The organism is Streptomyces sp. NPDC051315, from assembly GCF_044455165.1.
In the GTDB taxonomy this organism is placed as follows: Bacteria; Actinomycetota; Actinomycetes; order Streptomycetales; family Streptomycetaceae; genus Streptomyces.
Genome location: NZ_JBITEN010000001.1, coordinates 425,990 through 447,120, shown reverse-complemented (window position 1 = coordinate 447,120; position 21,131 = coordinate 425,990). Strand labels below are relative to the sequence as shown.

The window sequence follows — 21,131 nt, the reverse complement described above, 5'->3', positions numbered from 1 at the left end:
CGGGGTACGCCTGCGTGACCTTTACACCGGGAACCTCACCTGGCGGGAGCTGTCCAGCTACGTGCAGGGCCTGTCCCCGGAGTCCGCAACGAGTGCCGCAGTCAACGGCGGCATCCCTGAACCCAGCGGGGAGCAGATCCTGCTGGCCGACCTCTTCGACGCGGTCAGCACCCTCGACTGGCACTTCGCGTTGGCCAACACCGACGACAAGAAGGCCAAGCCGAAGAAACCGAAGCCCTACCCGCGCTGGTGGGTGAAGCAGACCGGCCGGAGCAGCTCACCAGAGCGGCTCGCCAAGCTGGAGGACGCACGTCGCCGGAAGCGAGAGCGGGAGAAGGCCATCGCTGAGGGGCGCATCGCCTGACACGGACATCGGAGGTGACCGGTGCCCACCGTCGGCTACGCAACCTTGCAGATCATCCCATCGGTGCGGGGCATCTCGGACGAGCTGCGCCGCCAGCTGATCGGTCCTGCCGGGGACGCCGGCGACCAGGCCGGTCAGCAGTCCGGCGCCGCGTTCAGCGAGAAGTGGAAGGCCGGCCTGGCAGTGGCTGGCGCTGCCGCCGGCGCCGTCCTGGTTGCGGCCACGGTCTCCGCGGTGGAGAAGGAGCGGATGGCCGACCGGCTGTCCGCCCAGCTCGGCCTGTCCGGGAAGGGCGCGAAGCAGGCCGGGGAAGTCGCCGGAAGCCTCTACTCCCGTGCAGTCGTCGACTCCTTCGAAGACGGTGCCGCAGCCGTGCGGGCCGTCATGGGCTCGGGCCTCATCGACGAGAAGGCCACGACCAGGGCCATCGAGTCGATCACCACGAAGGTCGCAGACCTGGCGTCCACGTTCGACCAGGATCTGGTGGGCACCACCAACGCGGCCACCCAGCTGATCCGCACCGGGCTGGCGAAGGACGCCCCGGCCGCGCTGGACCTGCTCACCAAGGGCCTGCAGTCGTCCGCCGACAAGGCCGGCGACTTCATGGACACCGTCAACGAGTACTCCACTCAGTTCCGCAAGGCCGGGCTGGACGGGGCCACAGCGATCGGCCTGCTGAACCAGGCGATCCGTGCGGGTGCTCGCGATTCGGATATCGCGGCGGACGCCATCAAGGAGTTCTCTATCCGTGCGGTCGACGGTTCTGCCAGCTCAGCCCAGGGCTTCAACGACCTTGGACTGAGTGGCGTGAAGATGGCGAAGGACTTCGCTAAGGGTGGATCCTCCGCGAACGCCGTTCTCGACATCACTCTTGATCGGCTTCGCGGTATCAAGGATCCGGTCAAGCAGTCCCGGATCGCTGTTGCCCTTTTTGGAACCCAGGCGGAAGATCTCGGCGCTGCATTGCTGGCCATGGACCCGTCTTCAGCGGCGGCCGGCCTTGGGAAGGTGGGCGGAGCCGCCAAGGAGGTCGGCGACACGATCCGCGGCAACACCGCCACCGAATTGAAGATCCTGCAACGCCAGCTGATGAGCGGCCTGGGTACCGTCGTGCAGACCGTCATCCTGCCCGCCCTGCAGGGCCTGATCGCAGGCATCCGCTGGACGGGCGACGCTATCGCCGCGACGGGCCGCTGGTTCCGCGAGTGGGGCGTCTGGCTGGCGCCTATCGCGCTGCTCATCGGCGGCATCACCATCGCCCTGAACGCGCAGGCCATCGCCACCGGATTCGTCACGGCGGTGTTCAGCGTGTACAGGGCCGCGATCCTGACCGGAACGGCAGTCACCCAGGGATTCGCCGCGGCGCAGGCGCTGCTGAACGCCGTGATGGCGCTCAACCCGTTCGTCCTCATCGCGATCGCGGTCGTTGCCCTCGGCGCCGCGCTGGTCATCGCCTGGAAGAAGTCCGAGACCTTCAAGAACATCGTCATGGCCGCTTGGCAGGGCATCCAGACGGCCGCCATGTGGGCGTGGAACACGATCCTCAAGCCGATGATCGATGGGCTGATCATCGGCTGGAAGGCCGTTGCGACAGGCGCGCTGTGGCTGTGGAACACCGTGCTGAAGCCCGTGTTCGGGTTCATCTCCACCGCGGCCCGGATCGTCGCCACCATCTACGGCGTGGTCTTCCTCACTGCGTTCAAGGTGTGGTGGACCGGGGTGAAGCTGTACGTCGGCCTTGTCATGACCGCCCTGCGTGCGGTGGGTGCCGCCGCGGTCTGGCTGTGGGAGAAGGTCATCTCGCCCGTCATCGGCTGGATCGTCGGCGCCTTCAGGCTGTGGTGGTCTGGCGTCAAGCTGTACTTCTCCCTTGTCTCGGCTGGCTTCAAGACGGTCGGGGGCTGGGTGATGTGGCTCTACTACAAGGCGGTCAAGCCGGTCTTCGACTTGATCCTCGCGGTGGTCGGCCTAGCGTGGGCGGGCGTGAAGGTCGTGTTCGGCTACTTCACCGCGGGACTGAAAACGGTCGGCGGGTGGGCAAAGTGGCTGTGGGAAAAGGCCATCGCGCCCGCCATGAACGGCATCAAGAACGTCGTCTCCACCGTCTGGAACACAGGCGTCAAGCTCACGTTCAACGCGATGAAGACGGCGACCGGCCAGCTCGGCAAGGCGTTCGAGGCAGCCAAGAACGCGATCAAGATTGCCTGGGACAAGGTAAAAAGCATCGCCAAGGCACCGGTCCAGTTCGTCGTAAACACCGTGTACGGCAAACTTCGGGGCGTCTGGAACACCGTGGCGGGGGCCTTCGGAGCCCCCAAGCTCCCGGAATACAAGTTCGCCACAGGAGGTATTCTCCCCGGCTACACGCCCGGCCGGGATGTGCATCTGGCTGCCCTGTCGGGCGGCGAGGCGGTGATGCGGCCGGAGTGGACCCGCGCGGTCGGCCCCGGCTACGTCAACACGATGAACGCAGCCGCCCGGTCCGGCGGTGTGAGCGCGATCCGCCGCATGGTGCAGGGGGGCATGCCAGCCTTTGCTGATGGCGGCATCTTCGGCTGGGTGAAGAGCGCCGCATCGAAGGGCGTCGACCTGGCGAAGAGCGGGGTGTCGTGGCTGAAGGACGGTATCAAGGCGTCGGCAGTGGCCGGCCTCAACAAGGTCGTGAAGCCGCTGATCAACAAAATCTCCGGTTCCGCGTCGGTGTATCGCAGCATGATCTCTGGCGTCCCGAAACGCATGATCAAAACCATCGTGAACTTCTCCGGTGAGGCCGACAAGAAGCTGTCCGCCGCGGGGATCGGTGGCGGCGGCTACCAGCGGGCGCTGTCCTGGGCGCGCGCACAGAACGGCAAGCCGTACATCTGGGGCGGCGTCGGCCCAGCCGGCTTCGACTGCTCCGGGTTCATGGGTGCCATCGAGGGTGTGATCCGCGGGCAGAGACCGAACGTCCGCCGCTGGGCGACGGGCGCGTTCGGATCGTCAGGCCCGGCCGGCTGGGTCAGGGGCGCCCGCTCCCCATTCATGATCGGCATTACGAATGCGGGAGTCGGCCACACGGCCGGCACGCTCAACGGCGTCAACGTCGAAAGCCGTGGCGGGGACGGCGTCGTCATCGGGAAGAGCGCCCGCGGGTACAACTCGTCGCTGTTCACGTCCCGGTGGGGTTTCGTGCCCGGCAAGTACGACTCGGGCGGGTGGCTGCGCCCCGGTATCACCGCGGCGGTCAACGCCACCGGGCAGCCAGAAGCCGTGCTCACGGCAAGCCAGTGGCGCGTCATGTCCGCCGCCGCCTCGAGCCGCGGGGCAGGCCTGCAAGCTGGCGACCGGCTGCGCCTGGTCGTCGACGGCCGCGAGTTTTCCGCCTACGTCGACGCCCGCGCAGACGGCCGTGTCCAGGCCGGCCAGCAGAGTCTGATCCAGTTCATCGACGCGAGCTGAGGAGGTGCCTCTTGGCGATCCCCGGGAATCTCCTCAGCGCGTCGACGGCGAGCATGGATCCGTCGATCTCCGGGTGGACGGCCAAGGTGAACTGCACGCTGTCGAAGGGCACGGGCGGCAGGAGCGGGGACGGTGTTCTCTCGGTCCGGAGCGTGGCGGCGGGGGAGATGCAGGCCCGCACCGTCTCGTCGTATCCGGTCACCGCGGGCACGCTGTACCAGGCGTTCGCGGACGCGTCGGGTGCGACGGTGCCGGAACGGATCGGGATCCGCTGGCTGTCGTCGACGGGCTCCGAGGTCAGTATCACCTGGTCACTGACGACGGCGTCGGCTTCGGCGTCGTGGCATCGGATCGCGGTGGCGGGGACGGCGCCGGTGGGGGCGACGCAGGCGCAGGTGCTGCTGTCGTCCACGCCGGCCGCGGGTGCTGTCTTCTCCTACTACGAGAACGTCTACCTGGGTCTGCCGTTCCGCACGCCGTCGAACATGTTCGACTTCAATAGCGAGTCGGGTGACGTCGACGCATCCGGGTGGACGGTCGACACGAACTGCACGATCTCCCGCAGTGTTCCGCCCCTGGACTGGGGTGTGACCTGGTACTACGCGGGTGGCCCGGTAGTGGCGATGACCGCCACGGCCGGCGGTAACGCGGTCATGCGCACCACGGCCAGGCCTGCGGTCACGCCGGGGACGGAGTACCTCGGCTGGATCTACCTCAGCCCGCCGACGTCGGCCAGCACCGTCTGGGTGGAGCTGCGGTTCTACGACAGCGGCGGCACCCAGATCCAGGCGACGCGATCCACACTCGCGCCGCCGGGCACCGGCTACTACCGGCAGATCGTGTCGGACATCGCACCCGCCAACGCGGCGGCGGCCGGCCTGGCGGTCGGGATCGACAGCGCGACGGCCGGTCAGGTGCTGCGGGTGGAGACCGCGGTGCTCCGGGTGAGTCCGCCCACCATGGCCGGCACGGTCATCCCCTACGCCAACGCCTCATTCGAGCAGAGCGCGGGCGGCTGGACCGTCACTTCAGGGGTGGCGACGGCGGCCCGCTCGACGCCGTGGGGGGTAGCCGCCTATGGCGGCACTTACGCCCTGGCTGTGTCGTCGGCGACAGCGACGTCGTCGACGTGGCGGTCGCCGATCTTCGCACTGTCGAATCCGGTGGGTCTGAACTGGCGGGCGCAGATCGTGTGCCGCCTGAACACGGGCTCGTGGACCACGATCACGGTGAAGATCCGCTGGTATGACGCCTCCAACGTCGACCTCGGCGTATCCACTGGCACCGCCTACTCCCTGCCCGCCGGCAGTTGGTATGCGATGACCACGGACGCGGTCGCCCCCGCCGGCACGGCCAAGGCCGCGGTCGAGGTCGTCGGCGTGGCCGGGACGGCACCGACGTCGCTGTGGATGGACGCTGCCGCGCTGTGGCAGGTGCTGCCGCTGACGGCAGTCGCGGAGGACGACACGGACGCCTACACCACGCTGACGCTGCGGGAGCTTCCCGTCGACGGGCTGGTCAGCGTGTACCGGGTGACGGCGGACGGTACCCGCACGCTGGTGCGCGGCCCGTCCGGGCTGATCGACCGGGACGTCATCACTTCCGACCTGCTGGTGATCGAGGACCATGAGGCGCCGCTTGAGGTGCCCGTCTACTACTACGTGGAGCTGTACACGTCGGCTGGTGTGCTGAACGGGACCCGGTCCTCCGCGGTGGTGACCCTCGACCACGACGACGCCAACCTCGCCTGGCTGAAGGATCCCGGCTACCCGACCCGCAACGTGCAGGTGATGGTGGCGCGGGCGCCGGACTGGCAGCGGCCCATCGAGCAGTCCGCCTACGTGGTCCGCGGGCGCCGCAACAAGGTCGTCCTAAGCGGCACGCGGCAGGGCCTTGAGGGGGAGCTGACCGTGTTCACCCGTTCCGATCAGGAGCGGGAGGCCCTCCACCTCCTGCTCGGCTCCGGCAACACGCTGCTGTGGCAGGCGGCGCCGGGGATGGGCGTGGACGACATGTACGTCACCGTCGGCCAGATCACCGAGGCCCGGGTGGGCGCGCTCGCCCACGAGGAGTGGCGGCTGTGGACGCTGCCGCTCACCGAGGCGGACATGCCCGTCGAGGTCGGCGTGAACGGCGCCGCGGGCCGCACCTGGCAGGACATCCTCGCCGAGAACGCGACCTGGGCGGACGTGCTGGCCAAGTACGCCACCTGGGAGGACGTGTTCCTCAACCGGCCAAAGTAGGGGAGGCGTCGTGTATCCCGTCTCCGACCGGTTCCTGCAGCGGATCACCGAATCACACCATGTCGCCACCAGCGTCCAGCTGTTCCTGACGGACGGCAGCGTCGTCGATCTGCCGCACACGGGCGGGTCGGTGACGGTGGACCGCGGGCAGGCCATCCGCCGCACCTGCTCCGTGACCGTCGCAGACCCGAACCTGATTCCGCGCACGCCAACGGACCAGCTCGCCGTGTACGGAGCTCAGCTGCGTATCAGCCGCGGCGTCGACTACGGCGACGGCACCAGCGAGTTGGTGCCTCTGGGCCTGTTCCGGCTGGACAGTGTGGAGGGCGACGTCAGCGAGGGCCCGGTCACGCTGCAGGGGAAAGACCTGGCGGCAGTCATCCAGGATGACAAGTTCACCGCCGCGTTCAGCGTCACGGGCACGGTGGTCAGCGCGATTACCTCGATGGTGCAGCGATCCCTGCCGTCCGCCGGGATCGTCTCGACCATCAGCGACGCGGCGATCGGGCGGCGAACTTTCGCGGTGGAGGCGGACCCGTGGGCGGGCTGTCAGGAGATCGCCGCCGTCGCCGGCGCCGAGGTGTACTTCTCCGCTGACGGCACTCCGACGATCGCTGTCCTGCCCGACCTGCTGACGACACCCCCGGTGTGGGAGATCGCGGCGGGGGAGGGCGGCGCCTACATCCGCGCCACCCGCGGCATGACCTCCGACCGCGTCTACAACGGCGTGTTGGCGAGGGGGGAGAACGCCAGCGACAACGTGGCCCCGGTCTCCGCGCTGGTGGTGGACACGGACACGTCGAGCCCCACCTACTGGGGCGGCCCCTACGGGCGCCGGCCCCTGTTCTACAGCAGTCCGACGCTGACCACGGTCGCGGCCTGCACGAACGCGGCCACGCTGAAGCTCGCGCAGGCGAAGGCCCCGAACGCCACCGGCGACATCAGTTCTCTGCCCAACCCGGCGTTGGAGCCGGGGGACGTCATACGGATCGTCCACCCGGACGGCAGCCGCGAACTCCAGCAGGTGGCCTCATTTTCTGTGCCACTGAGCGAGGGCGGCGACTTCCCGATCACGACGATCAGCGCCAAGGAGGACGCATGACGAAGTCCTCCCTTGGCACGCACCGCGATCTCGCCTGGGCGCTCAAGCAGCAGGCGAAGCGCACGGGGGAGCGGACACGGTCGGTGCGCGGCTCCGACTGGCAGATGGCCACCGTCACCGTGGTCAACGCGGACGGCACCGTTGATACCGCGGACATCCCCGCCATCCGCTGCATGGAGACCTACCTGCAGCCCACCGCCGGCGACCTCATCTACATCACCCAGGAGAGCAGCGGGAACTGGCTCGCCTGGGGCCGCGGCAGTACCGGAGGCTTCACGCTCGGCAGCACGGTCGTCGCCCGTAAAACGGCCAACACCTCCCGCGCATCGACGACGGCGATCGCCGCCGACCCGCACCTCAGCATCAACGTCGTCGCGGGCACGTACCAAGTGCAGGCGCTGATCCTGTATGACGCCGACACCACCGGCGACCTGAAGCTGGGGTGGTTCGCCCCGGCGAGCACGACGGGCGCCTGGTGGCCCGGCGGATCCGACGCCTCGAACACCACGTTCGCAGCCACCGCACGCTGGGGCGCTCTGACCGACTTCAGCGTGTCGACGCTGCCAGTCGCCGGCGTCGGCACCGGCAACGTCGTGGCCTGCATCCCGACCGGCACCGCGGTCGTCACCGGTACCGGGCAGATCACGCTTGCCTGGGCCCAGAACAGCAGCTCCGCCACAGCCACCGTCGTGCGCCAGCACTCGTGGCTCCAGCTCAGGAGGATCGCCTGATGGCCGGTACCGACTCCTACGGCCAGGGCGTCGTCGTCGCCGCCCTGTCTGACGCGCCTAACGCGGAGGTGCTCGCACGGAACCTGGCCGACGCGATCGTCCAGCTCACCGTCATGCGGTTCAACTCCGCGTCCGCCCGGGCGGCCACCATCACCTCTCCGCTTGAGGGTATGACGACGTGGCTGAAGGACACCAACCTGCTGTACACCTACGACGGCACGCAGTGGGTGGCGCAGCCGTCGCTCATCATGGACTGGACGCCCCTGTCATCACTGGGCTCCTACGCGGGCGGCTTCTCCGCGTCGACGCCGCCCCCGCGCATGCGGAAGATCAGCCTGCTGGGCACGGAGGTGTGGGAGTACGAGGGCGCCATCAACATCAGCTCCCTCGCACCCAACGCGACCACGACGATGTTCACCTTCAACAGCGCGCACAGGCCCGTGACCGGCCGCACCTTCCCGGCGGGCAGCAGCGCCCACTACACGGCCCGCATCACTGTCGCCTCGTCGGGCACGCTCACCGTCTCCGTCCCCATCGAAGCCGGCTCCGGCGTCGGCAAGGTCTGGCTGGACGGCATTCGCATCACCAACCCGGCCGCCTGACCACCCGCACAACCCGCCCGCGCCCCGGACCGGGGCCTCTTTTATGCCCCGAGGAGGGCACATGGCCTGGTGCCCGTTCGCCACGAGATACGAGCTCCAACCGGAATCGGACTCGCAGCCCGCGATCCGGCCGACGCAGTTCATCGTCCACAGCATCATCGCCCCGTGGACCGCCAAGCGGACCTACGAGTACTGGCGCGACAGCACCAGCCTGGAATCGCACTTCGGCCTCGGCTACGCCGGAGACCTCGGCCAGTTCATCGGCACCGAGACGCGAGCGGACGCCAACGCGGGAGCCAACCGGCGACCGGACGGCACCGGCGCCGTGTCCTGCGAGACGGCCTCCAACACCAAGGGCACCGACCCGTGGACGCCCGAGCAGGTCGAGATGCTCATCCGGCTCGGGGTGTGGCTGCATCAGCGGCACGGCATCCCGCTGCGGATCTGCCGCACCCACGACGACCCGGGCTTCGGCTACCACCGGCTGTTCCCGCAGTGGTCGACGTCCGGCACCAGCTGCCCCGGCGACGCCCGGGTCCGCCAGTTCCGAGAGGTCGTGTTTCCGGGCATCGTCGCCCGCGCGACCGGCGCTGCTCCGCCGCAGACCACCCCAAGCCCGACCGCTCCCGCGCCCATCGAGGAGTCCGACGTGCCCGCTGTCCTCAACGATTCGAACCCGATCGACGTCCAACTGGACTCCGGCAAGTGGGTGCCCCTCGCTTTCAAGGACGAGGGCGCCATCCTCGCCGGGCCGGTCTCGTCCCTGAACCTGACCGTGCACCTGTACTTCAACACGGCGACCAGCCCCGACACGAAGGTGCAGGGCGTGTTCTACCTGACCAACGCCGACGGCAGCAGCCCGTCGAACTCCCTGGTCATCGACAAGCGGGGCGGCGGCGGCCACCAGTTCACCCACAGCCAGCCGATCCCGGCGGGCAAGAAGCTGTGGTTCCAGGTCCGGGCCATCAGCCCCGACAGCAAGCCCGTCACGCTCCTCCACCGCGTCGCGTCCGGCCCCTACTGGACCGCCTGACCGCCGCCCGACCACAGAAGGAAGAACCCTCATGAGAATCTTCGGCCGCGAACCGGCTCTCATCATCGCCGTTATCTCCGCGGGCCTGTCCCTGCTGGTGACCTTCCAGTTCGGGCTGTCCGCCGAGCAGGCCGGTACCATCGTCGCCGTCATCAGCGCCGTGTTCGCCGCCGCGACCGCCGTCGTCACCCGGCCCATCGCGCCCAGCGCGTTCACCGGCCTCGTCGCCGCCGTCGCCGCGCTCCTCGCCGCCTACGGCCTCGAACTGTCCGCCGAGAAGATCGGCGCCCTCAACGCGGTCGTCCTCGCAGGCCTTGGACTCCTGACCCGCGGCCAGGTCTCCCCGGCCAGCCCCTCCACGCCAGCCGCCGCAGAACCGCCCCGGGCGGTGTGATGCCCAGCCGTGCGGCCCGGCGGCTGTACAAGGCCGTCGGCCGCCGCGGCTGCTTCCTCCTCATCCTCGGCACTGGCAAAACCTGCTGGGGCATCTCGTTCCTCGTCGACCCACCCGGCGACCAGGGCCTGGAACTCCTCACCAGCATGTGCTCCCTACAGCACTGGGCCTGGCTGTGGATCATCTGCGGCCTCGCCACCCTGGCCAGCGCCTTCCTCAGGGTCGGCCGCGACGGGCTCGGCTTCCTCGCCGCGCTCATTCCCCCCACCGTGTGGGCTACCGCCTACACCGTCGCCGTCATCACCGGCGACTACTCCCGCGGCGGGTTCGTCGCAGTCTGGTACCTGACGAGTCACGTCGGGGTGATCATGTGGGCGGCCACGGTGCCCGAGTACTCGGTCCCCCCAGCGCCGAGGCTGACCCGGAGAGGCACGGCCACATGAACGTGGGCGAATGGGCGGCAATCATCGGCGCTGCCGGCAGCGTCCTCGGAGGGGGCGGGCTGTTCGTCGCCCGCGCCACGATCCGGGCAGCCCAGGCCACGGCCCGCGCCAACGAAGCGGCGGCGGCCATCCAGGCGGCGCCGCAGGCGAAAGCCCAGGAGTTCGCCGTGCTGGAGGCGACGGTGAAGCGGGTGGACGAGGAGAACGGGCTGCTGCGCGGACGCATGTCCAGGCTGGAGTCGATCGTGCGGGCATTCGCGTGGACGACGGACCGGTGGGCGCGGCAGATGCATCGGGCCGGGATCGAGCCGGAGCCGCCGCACCCGCTGGTGGACGAGTACAACCGGACGGGAGTGTGACATGCCGGATCCGCGCCCGGTGGAGCCGCGCCGCCAGGAGGGCGCCGCCGACATCGACAGCCTCGTCGCCCTCGGCCGCGCCACCCCGCCGCCCATCCCCAGGCCGCGCCCCGACCCAGGCCCGCCGACGGCGGATCCGGTCGACGAGCGGGAAGCCGCCGCCTTGACTGCTGCGCTCGCTGGCGCCGGTATCGAGGCAGGTCCTGCCGACACGGCCGCTGTGCGCGCGCTCGCCTCCCTCGACCCGGCTACCGTCGCCACCGTCGAGAAGTGGCTGAAGGCGAAGAAGATCGATAGCACGGGGAAGTGAGCCCATGGACGACGAATCCGAAGACGAGCCGCCGCTGTGGCTGTCGCCCTGGCCGTTCCGCGAACCGACCTGGCCGCCGCCCGAAGACGACGACTAGCAGCGCCCCCTCCTTCGGGAGGGGGCGCACAGCTGTGTCCAGGGTCAGCCGGTGATGTCACCCTCGAACTCGGGGAAGTCCAGGCTGAAGTCCTCGCTCATACGCTGCACCGTCACCACGATCTTCTTCCCGTAGCCGGTCTCCAGCGTGTTGTCGTGGTTCTTTACGACTGTCACCCCAGGAGCGAGCCGGCCCTCGAGCGGCTCCGACCCCTTCGAGAAGATCGTGCCTGCTGCCTCGCCACCCTTCGTGGCTCCCTCGACGATGAGCGTCAGGTCATCCAAGGCGACCGCAGCCTTGCCGCCGTTCTCCACCTTGAGATTGATCCGGAAGTCCGTCATGCCAGGCTCCGGCGACTCGAGCATCTCGCTGTCGTGGTCCGTGAAGACCGTCGCGTCGACCACGGTGACCTTCAGCCCGTCCGGCCACGTGTACGACTCGCCGAACTTCAGGCCGGTCGTCTTCGCCGTCTCGCTCTCGGCGGGCGTCGTGGCGCAGTGCTTCATGTACTCGGCCTGGCTGAGTGTCTGGCTGGCACAGTCGACACTCTCGGTGGCCGAGGGTGCCGACTTCGCGGAGCTGGCTTTGTCATCGCTGCTGCTGCCGCCGCACGCGGTGAGCATGCCGAGGAGAAGGACGGCCGTGGCCGCAGTAGTACGAACGCGCATCAGTGCCCCCAAGGTTGAACGTCGGACCACCGTAGACCAGGTGTGGACGATCAGTGAGGGGTCGTCACCGGGCTGTGACATGACAGCGCCCCCAACGCCGAGCGGTGGGTGCGCATCGCTGCGTCTGGGGCCACCCTCCAGCCCCCAACTACCCCCGATAACATGCCGTATCAGGCGTCGCCCGGCCGTGGCCCGAAGAGGAGCCGCAGCAGTCTCCGACGGCGATCCTGAGCTTCCTCGTCGCTCATCGGTGTCGCGTCGGGATCCCAGTACTTCTCCCACTTCCCGTCGCTGTCGCCGCCGATGGTGGTGCGCCACATCCAGGCGCCCTTGCCTGTCTCTCCGGTCATGCTGAGCAGCGTGCCCGAGTCGCGGCAGCGGTGCGTCACCTCTCCTGCCTTGTCAGTCGGAAGGGTGGCAACGGCTGTCCAGCTGCTGTTCATCAATCGGTCGTTACCTGCGATGGGTGAACGGGCCCGCCTCTGTGGGTGGTCGAGTCCCGGAATCTGTTCAGCAAACGTTTCATCTACTGGTACCGTTCAGAAACTCACCCCAACCCGTTTCTTGAATGAGAGGCCGTATGTCGCTAGTTGGGCTCGTCCGCGTATCCACCGACAAGCAGAACGTCGACCGCCAGCACGACGCGCTCGACCCGATCTGCGTCAAGGTCTTCGAGGAGAAGATCTCCGGGAAGCTTGCCGTCGACGAGCGCCCCGGCCTCAGCGCCGCCCTCGACTACCTCCGCGAAGGCGACATGCTCTGCGTGCAGGAAGTCGACCGCCTTGGTCGCGACACCCTCACCGGACTCATGACCCTCGCCGAGCTCTTCCAGCGCGGCATCTCCGTCAAGGTGCTTGAAGGCGTCGGAGCCGGCGAGCACAAGGAGATGAACCTCCTCCTCGAACTTGCCCTGGTGCTCGCCTCTGAGCGACGCCGAGACATCGTCAGGAAGACCAAGGACGGACTCGAGGCTGCACGCGCCCGCGGGCGCGTAGGTGGGCGACGCCCGGTTATGACCGAGGCCCTGACGATCCAAGCTGTTGCGCTGAGGGAGAAGGGCTTCACCCTCCGACAGATCCAGCCGCACCTACGGATTGCGGAGGGGAAGAACCGCGGCAAGAACCCCAGCATTGGGGCCATCTCTCAGGCCCTGCAGGCCCACGATGCGGAGCAGGCCGGGCAGTTTGCCGCCGTGACAGCGAAGGGCGCTGGGCTATGACCTCGAGCCGTCCTCGCGCCAGGCTCACCGGCGGCGGGCCCACCTGGGAGCTGCGCCAGAAGGCGCAGGGTCCACCGCGCCCCCAGTCAGCAGTACCGGAAGCCGACGCCCTGATGGCGCTAGACGAAGCGGTCATCGGAATGCGCATCGCCATCCGTGATGGTGACCTGCGGCGAGCCCGGGAGATGCGTCACCAGGCTTGGGGCTACGTGGAGCTCCTTCCGCTGGGGGCAACGTGGCGACAGCGAAGAACGCTAGGTCGCCTCAAGGAACTGCTGCGCCTCGCCGAACGGCGGCGTTAGCTCCGCCAGAAACCCGTGGCTGATCTCTTTTCCTGTGGCTGGTTGTGGTGCATGGTGTTCGCACGGGTTCCGCTTCACCCCCGGGTGGTTCCCCTTCGGGCCCTGCCGTTCGCTGCGAGCGGTAGGGCCCGCCGCGCCTCCCGGCTCCCCACGGGAGGCATGCGGCTGCCCGCTACCCGTCCAGGAAGCCGAGCTCCGAGTCCGGCCGGCAGTGCGAGCAGGCCGGGATCCCCTCGGCGAGCCAGCGCAGCGCGTCGCTGCGGCTGATGCCGCGGGACCTCTTGCCCGCCATGTGGCAGTGTCCTTCGTGGACCATGTTCGGCGGCGCGTCCCGGTTCAGCCCGAGCTCAAGCAGCCAGTCGGGCGTCGGCGGGCGGGCCTGTTCGCCGCGCTGCTTCTCGGCGGCCTTCCGCTCCTCCTCCGCGATCCACCGGTCGACCGAGTCGAGCTGGTGCAGGAGGTAGCCGCGGACGATGCGGAGCTTCTCCAGGTAGGTGGGCGGACGCGAGTCGGTCATACGTTCGATTCTAGGGCTGGTGGTCAGACCTGCCACCCTGGGGTCATGAGTCCCAGCCGCTTTCACCTCCTCCTCACCTCTGCCGGTCGTCCGGTACAGCACGGATGGTGGGAGTCGGAGGCGACCGCCCGCCGCAAGTTCAGCAGCTGGATCGGCGAGTACGGCAACCTTCCCGACGCCCGCGTCACCCTCACCGACGAGGCGACGGGCACCCTGTTGACGACCTGGCCGGACGAGTCGTGAACCTCTGCCATGCTGCGGGAATGACCGTCCGCCCGTACCCGTCACGCCACCGCGCCCTGCGCCAGATCCTGCGCCGCCACCGCTACGAACTGCCGCCCACCCTGCTGCCCGCGGTACGCGCACCACAGGGGCCGCCCGGCGAGTACGTGCTGTCCACGCGGCGCCTCGGCGTTGTCAGTGGCGGCTCGTAGAGTGGTGTGACTATCCCAGCGAGTAAGTCGGGATTGCTGCTGAGCCCGGCCCCGGCGTGATGCACCGGGGCCGGACTGCTACCTGGAGGGGCCGTGGAAGATCTCGTAAAGTGGCTGGGTGATCAGTTCGACGAGGACGAGTTGGAGGCACGGCGCGGCTACTTGAAGGCCGAACCTCTCCCCGACTACGACGGCTGGGACAGGAGCACGACGGCAGCGTTGCCCCCTGCGGTGGCGGCCCGGGTGCTGCGGGAGATTGATGCCAAGCGGAAGTTGCTCACGCGATGGTGCGAGTTGCAGGACCGCATCGACGCAGAGCCGAACGACGCCAAGCGCGGCAACCTCGCTCTGACCCGCCATGGCCTCGACATGTTCGTCTATCAGGTCGGGAGCGTGTACGCCGACCGGCCCGGATACCGCGCGGAGTGGCGGCCCTAAGCGGCCGTCGTGACGTCCCCCTGCTCGACCCTCCGCAGCTCGGTGAGGAGCCGCCGGTACTCCTCCCGCTGCTCGTCCGTCAGCCGTGCGTCCCGGTGCGCGAACAGAGCGCGGATCGCCGCGTTCAGCTCAGCAGCAGACTGCGGCACGCCGTCCGGCGGGGGAGAGGTGGACATGCCGGCCAGTCTAGGAGCCCGGTCTGACAGCGGGCCCCGAGTTCGGCGGCTGAGGCAGCTCCGTGACGAACGTTCCGATCCCCGGCTGCATGTACGCCAGACCCGCCTGCCGCAACTCCTTCAGCACACGCTTCGCAGTCACCGGGCTGATCCCGAACTCCTCGCAGATCGCCATCCCCGACGGGAGCCTGCCCCCGGGCTCGTAGGTGCCGTCGAGGATGCGGTCTGACATCACGGCGTACACCTGCCGCCACCTCGGAATCTCCGGCTCCCACTTCATGATCTGGACGCTAGGTGGGCCTACCCAGGCACGCGAGACCAGACGACCTATACGGCCTATACCGCCTATCCCGCAGGGGTAGCCTGCAATTGCACGCAATGAGCCCCCGGGGAGCGTGGCCCGCAACCCCGGAGGCAGCCGACGAACGGAGCGTCGACATGCCACACCATACGGAGCAGACCGCGCCGCCACAGCCCCGCCTCGACGAGCTCATCGACCAGGCCACTGCCGCGGCAGGCATCCTGCCCACCATCGACGACTGCCGACGCCTCGAGGCCCAGCTGCGCGCCGCGATCACACCGCTCGCCGATGCCGTCCGCCGACGGCAGGACCGGCTGCCCGAGGACTCGCCTGCCTGGCAGGCCTGCGAGGCGGCCCTCCTCGGCGCGCAGGCGGCGCTGAGCGGGAATCTGGGGCTGGGGCTGCGGTCGGCCGCGCTGCATGTGGCCACGCTCGGCGAGCAGGCGCGGACGCTCGCGGCGTGCCTGCCGACCACTCCCGGGCAAGGGATCTTGCCTGTCAGGTAAGTGCAGGCCAGAGCCTCAACGCGGGGTTACGGATTCACACGGTGTGTACAAAAACAGCGCGGATATATGCACGTCCCACACTTCCGTGAACGCTCAACATGATGTTGACTTTGATTCGGTAGCCCGGTCAGGAAGCGGCCATGCTGCCGTCCTCAGCCGTGAAGGAGGTCGGTGACGTGCGTCCGGAGAGCGTGAGCCACATGCAGCAGGTGGCTCAGCTTCATCTCATGGCCGGCTTCCATGCGCTGGATCGTGGACCGGTCGAGTCCCGCCGTGTGGGCGAGGGACTCCTGGGTCATGTTCAGGTGCAGCCTGCGGACTCGGATGCGGTCGCCGACCGCCCGGCGGGCGTCGAGGATCCACTGGGGCTGTTCGGCTGGCACCCGACCAACCGTTTACGCACCAAGATCATAAGTCAGCAGCAGATTTGAGGCACTTTCCGATCATGGAATGGTGCTGCCTCCGCCGGTCACCCCTGTGACGCCCTGGCATATGCCGCAGGGCTCCGTGTAGTGTCCAGCTTTCGAACACGCGTTCACCCCTTCGGGTGAACTGCGGCATCGACCTGCATCCATGCGGCAACGCGCAAGGTCGAAGCAATAGACGTGCCGGCCCGTCACCAATGGGTAGCCCCCCCTCGGTGACGGGGGCCGGCACTCGGGGCGGCCCCCCAATCACTTCCCCCGTGGGAGGGCGGGGGGCCGCCTGACCTCCTGACGTGCAACAACGAGCGGATCCCTTAGGGGATTTTTAGGAGATGAGGCGCTGTCGCACTAGCGCGCACTGGCGTTGCTCCAGCGTGGCTCTAGCGGCACACGCCGTCAGGCGAGAAGCTGGCGCAACCCTCTGAACTGCGCTTTCCTGTTCGTTGTCGCAGTTGAACGAGTCGCCCCAACGAGGGCCCATGCATGAACGTCCGCTCTTACAAGCAGGATGTCGGCGGTTCGAAACCGTCCGCGCCCACCAGGAGACACGAGAGGGCCCCCGGAGAGTTCCGGGGGCCCTCTCGCGCGCTCGGGGCCGGGAGGCTAGGAATCCTCGCCGGCCGGTGTCTCGTGCGCGTGCTTGAGCCGCATACGGGCCTCCACCCGGTCCGCGGCCGCCACCTCCGCCCAGAAGCGGTGGCAGCTGACGAACACCGCGAGCTCGTGCTCCCGTTGCCGCAGCTTCTCCACCTCGGCCTGCTCGTCGGCCGTCCAGCCGGGGGAGGCGGGGCGCTCCACCTTGCGCCAGCCGCCGTCGTCACTGACGCCGTCCAGGGGCTCGACCGACCAGGGCAGCCGCTTCAGCAGGGCCGACAGCTCGGCCCGGACCTGATGCAGCTCCTCCTGACCGGCGCGCAGGTCGCTGGGAAAGTCATAGGTCTTAGCCACGCGGCAATGCTACGCCTGTTCGATTTTGCGTGGCGAGTTACCCGGGTCCGTTCGTGTGTTCGCATGAGAGCACGACTGAGCGCCGACTGTCAGACCCCTGTCCTACCGTGGCGCCATGGACCTCACTGGTGTGGAGCAGGTGCGGCTGGTGCCCTGGGCGGAGGGTGACCTCTGGCTGCTGCGGCGGACCAACAGCCCCGGGATGACGGCGCATCTGGGCGGGCCGGAGACGGAGGAGAAGCTCCTCGACCGGCACCGGCGGTACGTGCGGTCCGAGCCGGGGCAGATGTACCGGGCCACGCTCGCGGACAGCGGGGAGACCGTCGGGTCGATCGGGTACTGGGAACGCGCGTGGCGGGGCGGCACGGTGTGGGAGACCGGCTGGGCGATCCTGCCCGAGTTCCAGGGGCGGGGGCTCGCCGCCCTGGCCGCCCGGGCGCTCGTCGGCATCGTGCGGCACAGCGGCGGTCACCCGACCCTGCACGCGTTCCCCGGTGTGGACCATGCCGCGTCCAACGGGGTCTGCCGCAGGGCCGGGTTCACCTTGCTCGGTCAGGCCGACTTCGAGTACCCGAAGGGGAACTGGATCAGATCCAACGACTGGTGCGTCGACCTGCGTCAGTGACCCGCGTCCCGCACCTCCCGCACCAGGCGGGCGGCCACGGGCACCGGCACCCCGTGCCGCTCCGCCGCCCGCAGCAACGCCCCGCCGATGGCGTCGAGTTCGAGGGGACGGCCGGCCTCGGCGTCGCGCTGCATGGAGGACTTGGTGGCGGCCGGGAAGGCGTCGTACCGGGCGAGCGCCGACGCCGGGTCCGCGGGGGCGCCGCAGGCACGGCTGACGGCGGCCGTCTCCTCCACCAGGGCGGTCAGCTCGTCGCGGTGGCGGGTGCGGACCTCGCCCAGGGGGACGGCGTAGCGGGTGGTGAGCAGGGCGAACGGGGCGAGGAAGCCCATCTTCGCCCACAGCGCGGCCGTCTCGTCCGCCAGGACGCGGGTGGCCGGGCCGGCCGCGGCGAGGGCCCGTGCCAGGGCGTCCAGGCGCGGGCGGGGGACCTGGTCACCGGTGAGGTCGATCTCCGCGAAGGGGCTGGCGTGTTCGATCACGCCGGGGGAGAGGCGGGTGGACTCGACGCGGATGACGGCGGGGGCGACCCGGTCCGGACGGTGGTGCGCACGGAGCGCCGCCGGGTGCTCCACGCCGTTCAGGAAGGGGACGAGGAGGGCGTCGCCCAGCGCGGAGGACGGCAGGCGGGTGAGGGCCGCGTCGAGGGCGGTGTGCTTGACGGCGACCAGGACCGCGTCCACGGGTGAGCGGAGCGCGGTGTCGGCGTCGACGCGGGCCGTGAACTCGCCGAACTGCCCGCTGCGGACGCGGACACCGTGGGTACGGAGGTGTGCGGCCGTGTCGTCGCCGGCCAGGCAGGTCACGTGGTGACCGGCGCGGGACAGGAGGGCGGCGAGGAGTCCGCCGATCCCGCCGGGGCCGAGGACGGCGACGGTGAGTTGCTGCGCCATGGTGATGTGGTTCCTCTCGTCGGTCGGCCCCGGGTGCGGTGGCCGCCTCGGAAGTGATCATGACAGGGGCCGGGTGGGGAGGGAAGGGGACCGGAGAGGCGCGGGCGCAGGAGAGGGGGGAAGAGGAGCGAAGGGGCGACGGACGGGCCCCGGTGGGGTGAGACTGGGGGCATGTGCCGGAGTATCAAGACGCTGCGTCCGCCTGTGCTGGCCGAGGAGGCCACGGAGGAGGAGATTCGGGCCGCTGCCCTGCAGTACGTGCGGAAGGTGTCCGGCTTCCGGGCGCCGGCCGCCCACAACCGGGAGGTGTTCGAGAAGGCGGTGGAGGCCGTCGCCGGAGCCACGGCCGAGCTGCTGGGCGGGCTGGAGGTGCGGGGGGCCACGGCGCGACAGGGGTGAGGACGGGCGGCGTCGGATGTGACGGGCGCCCGTCGGCGGCCGGTTCGCCGGATCGCGCGGCCCGGCGTCGGCGGTGCCCACTGGCGGCTACTCCGCCGGATCGTGCGGCCCCGGGCCGACGACGGGTGCCCACCGGTGGCCATTCGTGCCGGCCGGGGTGGTCCCGGCGACACGCACTCCACCGCGCGCGCCGTGGCGTGCCGGGCAGCGGCCGCGTGCCGCGCCGGGCCGCGAACGACGGGAGGCGCGTGCCGGGTGTGCCGGGTGCCGGGTGCCGTGCCAAGGGTGCGTACGGGTTTCGGTGGGTCGACGGACATGCCCTCGGGACGCGGCCGCCTCCCGGCCGGCCGAGGAGGGCGGTAGACGGGCGGTAGGCGGGCATGTCCCGGGTCTGGTGACCCGCGCGATCGTACGGACCGCCCCCCCCCGTGGAGTGGCTGGGCGTCCGGGGCGCGCCCCCCGCCGCGAGCGACGGGTCCGGGGCGGAGACCCAAGGGTGGTGGTGTCAGGTCTGCTGGGTCTGCTGCGTCGGCTGGCGGCGCATCAGGTACGCCGCTGCGGCGCCCGCGCCGAACAGCGCCACGAAGGACACGCCCGTCGCCAGCCAGGTCGCTCCCAGCCAGTGGGCGCCGAGGTAGCCGAGGGCGACGCTGTAGGCGGCCCAGGAGAGGCCTGCCAGGGCGGACCAGGGGAGGAAGTCGCGGGCGCGGCGGTGGGCGGCGCCGGCGATGAGGGAGACGACCGAGCGGCCGGCGGGGGCGAAGCGGGCCAGGACCACCAGCGCGCCACCGCCTTTCGCCAGCGCGCCGCCGAGACGTTCCTGCGCGGTCGTGAGGCGCCGGGAGCGGGAGATCGCGCGGTCCAGGCGTTCGCCGCCGCGCCAGGCCAGACGGTAGGCCGCCAGGTCGCCCAGCACCGAGGCGGTCGCCGCGGAGAGGATCAGCGCCAGGATGTCCGGCACCTCGTGCGCGAGCAGCCCGGTGGCCGCCCCCGAGCCCGCGGCCGCCGCCGTGGCCGCCGTGATGACGAGCACCCCGCTCGGCAGCACCGGCAGGAACACGTCGAGGAGGACCGACAGGGCCACCAGCGCATAGATCCATGGGGCGCCGAGCAACGCCCCCACACTCTCGAACACCGCGGACTCCCCGTGTCTCCCCCGTGCGGCCTGACCATGCCGCGGTGTCGCGGGGGAGCGGCAGGTGCGGCCGATGACAGCCAGACAGCGTACGCCGGGCGTGTGACGGCTGATTCACCGGGGGCTCATGTGTTCGGTACAGCTCGTTCACCCGGCCGCCCCCCCCGGGCCGACCCCTTATCCGGCCGACCCCTCATCCGGCCGACCCCGGCACGGCTGGGGCTTCCGTCGCCGGCAGGCCGCTTCCGTCGTGATCCGGGACGGGCCCGGTACGGAGAGCACCCCGGTGGCGTGCTCCACCGTCCCGTTCGGCTGGACCGCGGGTACCTGAGGCCCGGCGGACGAAAAAGGGCGCCCTTCCCGAGCGGAACGGAAGGGCGCCCTTCTCACCGGCCGTGTCGCCAGGGCCTTACCGGTCATGCCGTACCGGTCATGCCGTACCGGTCACGACGGCCCGGGTCATGCCGTACGCCATGTCCAGCGGTCGTGCCGAACCGGTCCCGCCGTGCCGGTCACGCCCTGCCGAGTCAGGCGGTGACCGCCGACTTCCGCGTGGCCGGCTGCTGCTCCGCGGCCGTCCGTCGGGCGAACAGCCGGTCCAGGCCGAGCGCGCCCGAGCCGGTGAAGACGAGCAGCAGGAAGGCCCAGCAGAACATGGCGGAGGCCTCGCCGCCGTTCTCCATCGGCCACAGCGCCTCGGGCTGGTGGACCTTGAAGTACGCGTACGCCATGGAGCCCGAGGCGAGGAACGCGGCGGCGCGGGTGCCGAGGCCGAGCAGCACCAGGCTGCCGCAGACCAGTTGGATCACGGCCGCGTACCAGCCCGGCCAGGTGCCGGCGTCGAGGGTGTCGCCGGAGCCGGAGGCGCCGCCGAGGACGCCGAAGAGCGAGGCGGCGCCGTGGCAGGCGAAGAGCAGTCCGACGACGATGCGGAACAGGCCGATCGCGTAGGGCTGCGCGGTGTCGAGACGAGCGGACATGTGGGGGGTACTCCTTCGGTGTCGGTCGTACGGCCGGCTCCTGGGGACA

Annotated in this window: 28 protein-coding genes; 18 read left to right on the top strand and 10 right to left on the bottom strand. The window is 69.8% G+C overall.

Annotation, left to right across the window (positions count from 1 at the left end; all coding sequences use genetic code 11):
* Positions 1–61 precede the first annotated feature (61 nt).
* The 11 genes from ACIBBD_RS01960 (at position 62) to ACIBBD_RS01910 (ending at position 11,019) form a co-directional block, all read left to right on the top strand.
* Positions 62–364 (top strand): hypothetical protein, encoded by a 303-nt coding sequence (locus ACIBBD_RS01960; RefSeq protein WP_399417304.1) that lies wholly within the window; start codon positions 62–64, stop codon positions 362–364.
* A 21-nt stretch (positions 365–385) separates the two neighbouring features.
* On the top strand, positions 386–3,802 hold the full coding sequence (locus tag ACIBBD_RS01955; protein WP_399417303.1) for a phage tail tape measure protein: 3,417 nt from the start codon (positions 386–388) through the stop codon (positions 3,800–3,802).
* Between the two features lie 11 nt (positions 3,803–3,813).
* Complete coding sequence (locus tag ACIBBD_RS01950) at positions 3,814–6,045, top strand: hypothetical protein (RefSeq protein ID WP_399417302.1); 2,232 nt, start codon at positions 3,814–3,816, stop codon at positions 6,043–6,045.
* A 10-nt stretch (positions 6,046–6,055) separates the two neighbouring features.
* Positions 6,056–7,147, top strand: a complete 1,092-nt coding sequence (locus tag ACIBBD_RS01945) for a DUF5047 domain-containing protein (RefSeq protein WP_399417301.1) — start codon at positions 6,056–6,058, stop codon at positions 7,145–7,147.
* Positions 7,144–7,878: a hypothetical protein gene (locus ACIBBD_RS01940; protein ID WP_399417300.1), complete on the top strand. Its 735-nt coding sequence runs from the start codon at positions 7,144–7,146 to the stop codon at positions 7,876–7,878. The genes ACIBBD_RS01945 and ACIBBD_RS01940 overlap by 4 nt, the downstream gene beginning before the upstream one ends.
* Entirely contained in the window at positions 7,878–8,480 is a 603-nt protein-coding gene (locus tag ACIBBD_RS01935) for a hypothetical protein (protein WP_399417299.1), read from the top strand. The genes ACIBBD_RS01940 and ACIBBD_RS01935 overlap by 1 nt, the downstream gene beginning before the upstream one ends.
* Before the next feature lie 61 nt (positions 8,481–8,541).
* Positions 8,542–9,513, top strand: coding sequence for an N-acetylmuramoyl-L-alanine amidase (locus ACIBBD_RS01930; protein ID WP_399417298.1), 972 nt, complete (start codon positions 8,542–8,544; stop codon positions 9,511–9,513).
* Between the two features lie 31 nt (positions 9,514–9,544).
* Positions 9,545–9,907: a hypothetical protein gene (locus tag ACIBBD_RS01925; protein WP_399417297.1), complete on the top strand. Its 363-nt coding sequence runs from the start codon at positions 9,545–9,547 to the stop codon at positions 9,905–9,907.
* Positions 9,907–10,350, top strand: coding sequence for a hypothetical protein (locus ACIBBD_RS01920; RefSeq protein WP_399417296.1), 444 nt, complete (start codon positions 9,907–9,909; stop codon positions 10,348–10,350). Before ACIBBD_RS01925 ends, ACIBBD_RS01920 begins: the two co-directional genes overlap by 1 nt.
* Positions 10,347–10,709 carry a hypothetical protein gene (locus ACIBBD_RS01915; RefSeq protein WP_399417295.1) on the top strand — a complete coding sequence of 121 codons (363 nt, stop codon included), beginning with the start codon at positions 10,347–10,349 and terminating at the stop codon, positions 10,707–10,709. The genes ACIBBD_RS01920 and ACIBBD_RS01915 overlap by 4 nt, the downstream gene beginning before the upstream one ends.
* 1 nt (position 10,710) lies before the next feature.
* Positions 10,711–11,019, top strand: a complete 309-nt coding sequence (locus ACIBBD_RS01910) for a hypothetical protein (protein ID WP_399417294.1) — start codon at positions 10,711–10,713, stop codon at positions 11,017–11,019.
* Between the two features lie 141 nt (positions 11,020–11,160).
* Here ACIBBD_RS01910 and ACIBBD_RS01905 read toward each other — a convergent pair whose 3' ends face one another.
* Positions 11,161–11,739 carry a hypothetical protein gene (locus tag ACIBBD_RS01905; RefSeq protein ID WP_399417293.1) on the bottom strand — a complete coding sequence of 193 codons (579 nt, stop codon included), beginning with the start codon at positions 11,737–11,739 and terminating at the stop codon, positions 11,161–11,163.
* Between the two features lie 215 nt (positions 11,740–11,954).
* On the bottom strand, positions 11,955–12,134 hold the full coding sequence (locus tag ACIBBD_RS01900; protein WP_399417292.1) for a hypothetical protein: 180 nt from the start codon (positions 12,132–12,134) through the stop codon (positions 11,955–11,957).
* A gap of 230 nt (positions 12,135–12,364) precedes the next feature.
* Here ACIBBD_RS01900 and ACIBBD_RS01895 point away from each other — a divergent pair, with 230 nt between their 5' ends.
* Positions 12,365–13,003, top strand: a complete 639-nt coding sequence (locus tag ACIBBD_RS01895; protein ID WP_399417291.1) for a recombinase family protein — start codon at positions 12,365–12,367, stop codon at positions 13,001–13,003.
* Positions 13,004–13,477: 474 nt separating this feature from the next.
* Here ACIBBD_RS01895 and ACIBBD_RS01890 read toward each other — a convergent pair whose 3' ends face one another.
* Positions 13,478–13,822: a DUF6233 domain-containing protein gene (locus ACIBBD_RS01890; RefSeq protein WP_399417290.1), complete on the bottom strand. Its 345-nt coding sequence runs from the start codon at positions 13,820–13,822 to the stop codon at positions 13,478–13,480.
* 45 nt (positions 13,823–13,867) lie between these two features.
* Here ACIBBD_RS01890 and ACIBBD_RS01885 point away from each other — a divergent pair, with 45 nt between their 5' ends.
* The 3 genes from ACIBBD_RS01885 to ACIBBD_RS01875 all read left to right on the top strand — a co-directional run bounded on the left by ACIBBD_RS01885 (position 13,868) and on the right by ACIBBD_RS01875 (position 14,694).
* On the top strand, positions 13,868–14,065 hold the full coding sequence (locus ACIBBD_RS01885) for a hypothetical protein (RefSeq protein ID WP_399417289.1): 198 nt from the start codon (positions 13,868–13,870) through the stop codon (positions 14,063–14,065).
* 20 nt (positions 14,066–14,085) lie between these two features.
* Positions 14,086–14,256, top strand: a complete 171-nt coding sequence (locus ACIBBD_RS01880) for a hypothetical protein (protein WP_399417288.1) — start codon at positions 14,086–14,088, stop codon at positions 14,254–14,256.
* A 93-nt stretch (positions 14,257–14,349) separates the two neighbouring features.
* Positions 14,350–14,694, top strand: coding sequence for a DUF6221 family protein (locus ACIBBD_RS01875; protein ID WP_399417287.1), 345 nt, complete (start codon positions 14,350–14,352; stop codon positions 14,692–14,694).
* Here ACIBBD_RS01875 and ACIBBD_RS01870 read toward each other — a convergent pair.
* Positions 14,691–14,870 (bottom strand): hypothetical protein, encoded by a 180-nt coding sequence (locus ACIBBD_RS01870; RefSeq protein ID WP_399417286.1) that lies wholly within the window; start codon positions 14,868–14,870, stop codon positions 14,691–14,693. The two genes, ACIBBD_RS01875 and ACIBBD_RS01870, sit on opposite strands and share 4 nt — an antisense overlap.
* A 10-nt stretch (positions 14,871–14,880) precedes the next feature.
* On the bottom strand, positions 14,881–15,150 hold the full coding sequence (locus ACIBBD_RS01865) for a winged helix-turn-helix domain-containing protein (protein ID WP_399417285.1): 270 nt from the start codon (positions 15,148–15,150) through the stop codon (positions 14,881–14,883).
* Between the two features lie 158 nt (positions 15,151–15,308).
* On the opposite strand from ACIBBD_RS01865, the gene ACIBBD_RS01860 reads away from it, so the two are divergent.
* Positions 15,309–15,677: a DUF6415 family natural product biosynthesis protein gene (locus ACIBBD_RS01860; protein WP_399417284.1), complete on the top strand. Its 369-nt coding sequence runs from the start codon at positions 15,309–15,311 to the stop codon at positions 15,675–15,677.
* 152 nt (positions 15,678–15,829) lie between these two features.
* Here ACIBBD_RS01860 and ACIBBD_RS01855 read toward each other — a convergent pair whose 3' ends face one another.
* Entirely contained in the window at positions 15,830–16,060 is a 231-nt protein-coding gene (locus ACIBBD_RS01855; protein ID WP_399417283.1) for a helix-turn-helix domain-containing protein, read from the bottom strand.
* 645 nt (positions 16,061–16,705) lie between these two features.
* Complete coding sequence (locus tag ACIBBD_RS01850) at positions 16,706–17,050, bottom strand: hypothetical protein (protein ID WP_399417282.1); 345 nt, start codon at positions 17,048–17,050, stop codon at positions 16,706–16,708.
* A gap of 115 nt (positions 17,051–17,165) precedes the next feature.
* Between ACIBBD_RS01850 and ACIBBD_RS01845 the strand changes: the two genes are divergently transcribed.
* On the top strand, positions 17,166–17,675 hold the full coding sequence (locus ACIBBD_RS01845; RefSeq protein WP_399417281.1) for a GNAT family N-acetyltransferase: 510 nt from the start codon (positions 17,166–17,168) through the stop codon (positions 17,673–17,675).
* Here the strand turns inward: ACIBBD_RS01845 and ACIBBD_RS01840 are convergent.
* On the bottom strand, positions 17,669–18,568 hold the full coding sequence (locus tag ACIBBD_RS01840; protein WP_399417280.1) for a ketopantoate reductase family protein: 900 nt from the start codon (positions 18,566–18,568) through the stop codon (positions 17,669–17,671). The two genes, ACIBBD_RS01845 and ACIBBD_RS01840, sit on opposite strands and share 7 nt — an antisense overlap.
* A 171-nt stretch (positions 18,569–18,739) precedes the next feature.
* Here ACIBBD_RS01840 and ACIBBD_RS01835 point away from each other — a divergent pair, with 171 nt between their 5' ends.
* On the top strand, positions 18,740–18,967 hold the full coding sequence (locus tag ACIBBD_RS01835; RefSeq protein WP_399417279.1) for a DUF2277 domain-containing protein: 228 nt from the start codon (positions 18,740–18,742) through the stop codon (positions 18,965–18,967).
* A 505-nt stretch (positions 18,968–19,472) separates the two neighbouring features.
* On the opposite strand, the gene ACIBBD_RS01830 is transcribed toward ACIBBD_RS01835, so the two are convergent.
* Both ACIBBD_RS01830 and ACIBBD_RS01825 read right to left on the bottom strand, forming a co-directional pair.
* Positions 19,473–20,102 (bottom strand): DedA family protein, encoded by a 630-nt coding sequence (locus ACIBBD_RS01830; protein ID WP_399417278.1) that lies wholly within the window; start codon positions 20,100–20,102, stop codon positions 19,473–19,475.
* 527 nt (positions 20,103–20,629) lie between these two features.
* A complete protein-coding gene (locus ACIBBD_RS01825) occupies positions 20,630–21,082 on the bottom strand; it encodes a DoxX family protein (RefSeq protein ID WP_399417277.1) in 453 nt (150 codons plus the stop codon).
* Positions 21,083–21,131 lie beyond the last annotated feature (49 nt).

Bases quoted from the DNA above. Each gene is read 5' to 3' on its own strand.
- ACIBBD_RS01910 (WP_399417294.1), top strand. From the start codon at position 10,711: ATGCCGGATCCGCGCCCGGTGGAGCCGCGCCGCCAGGAGGGCGCCGCC.
- ACIBBD_RS01895 (WP_399417291.1), top strand. From the start codon at position 12,365: ATGTCGCTAGTTGGGCTCGTCCGCGTATCCACCGACAAGCAGAACGTC.
- ACIBBD_RS01840 (WP_399417280.1), bottom strand. From the start codon at position 18,568: ATGGCGCAGCAACTCACCGTCGCCGTCCTCGGCCCCGGCGGGATCGGC.
- ACIBBD_RS01885 (WP_399417289.1), top strand. From the start codon at position 13,868: ATGAGTCCCAGCCGCTTTCACCTCCTCCTCACCTCTGCCGGTCGTCCG.
- ACIBBD_RS01920 (WP_399417296.1), top strand. From the start codon at position 9,907: ATGCCCAGCCGTGCGGCCCGGCGGCTGTACAAGGCCGTCGGCCGCCGC.
- ACIBBD_RS01890 (WP_399417290.1), bottom strand. From the start codon at position 13,822: ATGACCGACTCGCGTCCGCCCACCTACCTGGAGAAGCTCCGCATCGTC.
- ACIBBD_RS01905 (WP_399417293.1), bottom strand. From the start codon at position 11,739: ATGCTCACCGCGTGCGGCGGCAGCAGCAGCGATGACAAAGCCAGCTCC.
- ACIBBD_RS01915 (WP_399417295.1), top strand. From the start codon at position 10,347: ATGAACGTGGGCGAATGGGCGGCAATCATCGGCGCTGCCGGCAGCGTC.
- ACIBBD_RS01845 (WP_399417281.1), top strand. From the start codon at position 17,166: ATGGACCTCACTGGTGTGGAGCAGGTGCGGCTGGTGCCCTGGGCGGAG.
- ACIBBD_RS01900 (WP_399417292.1), bottom strand. From the start codon at position 12,134: ATGACCGGAGAGACAGGCAAGGGCGCCTGGATGTGGCGCACCACCATC.
- ACIBBD_RS01870 (WP_399417286.1), bottom strand. From the start codon at position 14,870: ATGTCCACCTCTCCCCCGCCGGACGGCGTGCCGCAGTCTGCTGCTGAG.
- ACIBBD_RS01865 (WP_399417285.1), bottom strand. From the start codon at position 15,150: ATGAAGTGGGAGCCGGAGATTCCGAGGTGGCGGCAGGTGTACGCCGTG.
- ACIBBD_RS01930 (WP_399417298.1), top strand. From the start codon at position 8,542: ATGGCCTGGTGCCCGTTCGCCACGAGATACGAGCTCCAACCGGAATCG.
- ACIBBD_RS01825 (WP_399417277.1), bottom strand. From the start codon at position 21,082: ATGTCCGCTCGTCTCGACACCGCGCAGCCCTACGCGATCGGCCTGTTC.
- ACIBBD_RS01935 (WP_399417299.1), top strand. From the start codon at position 7,878: ATGGCCGGTACCGACTCCTACGGCCAGGGCGTCGTCGTCGCCGCCCTG.
- ACIBBD_RS01860 (WP_399417284.1), top strand. From the start codon at position 15,309: ATGCCACACCATACGGAGCAGACCGCGCCGCCACAGCCCCGCCTCGAC.
- ACIBBD_RS01925 (WP_399417297.1), top strand. From the start codon at position 9,545: ATGAGAATCTTCGGCCGCGAACCGGCTCTCATCATCGCCGTTATCTCC.
- ACIBBD_RS01835 (WP_399417279.1), top strand. From the start codon at position 18,740: ATGTGCCGGAGTATCAAGACGCTGCGTCCGCCTGTGCTGGCCGAGGAG.
- ACIBBD_RS01940 (WP_399417300.1), top strand. From the start codon at position 7,144: ATGACGAAGTCCTCCCTTGGCACGCACCGCGATCTCGCCTGGGCGCTC.
- ACIBBD_RS01880 (WP_399417288.1), top strand. From the start codon at position 14,086: ATGACCGTCCGCCCGTACCCGTCACGCCACCGCGCCCTGCGCCAGATC.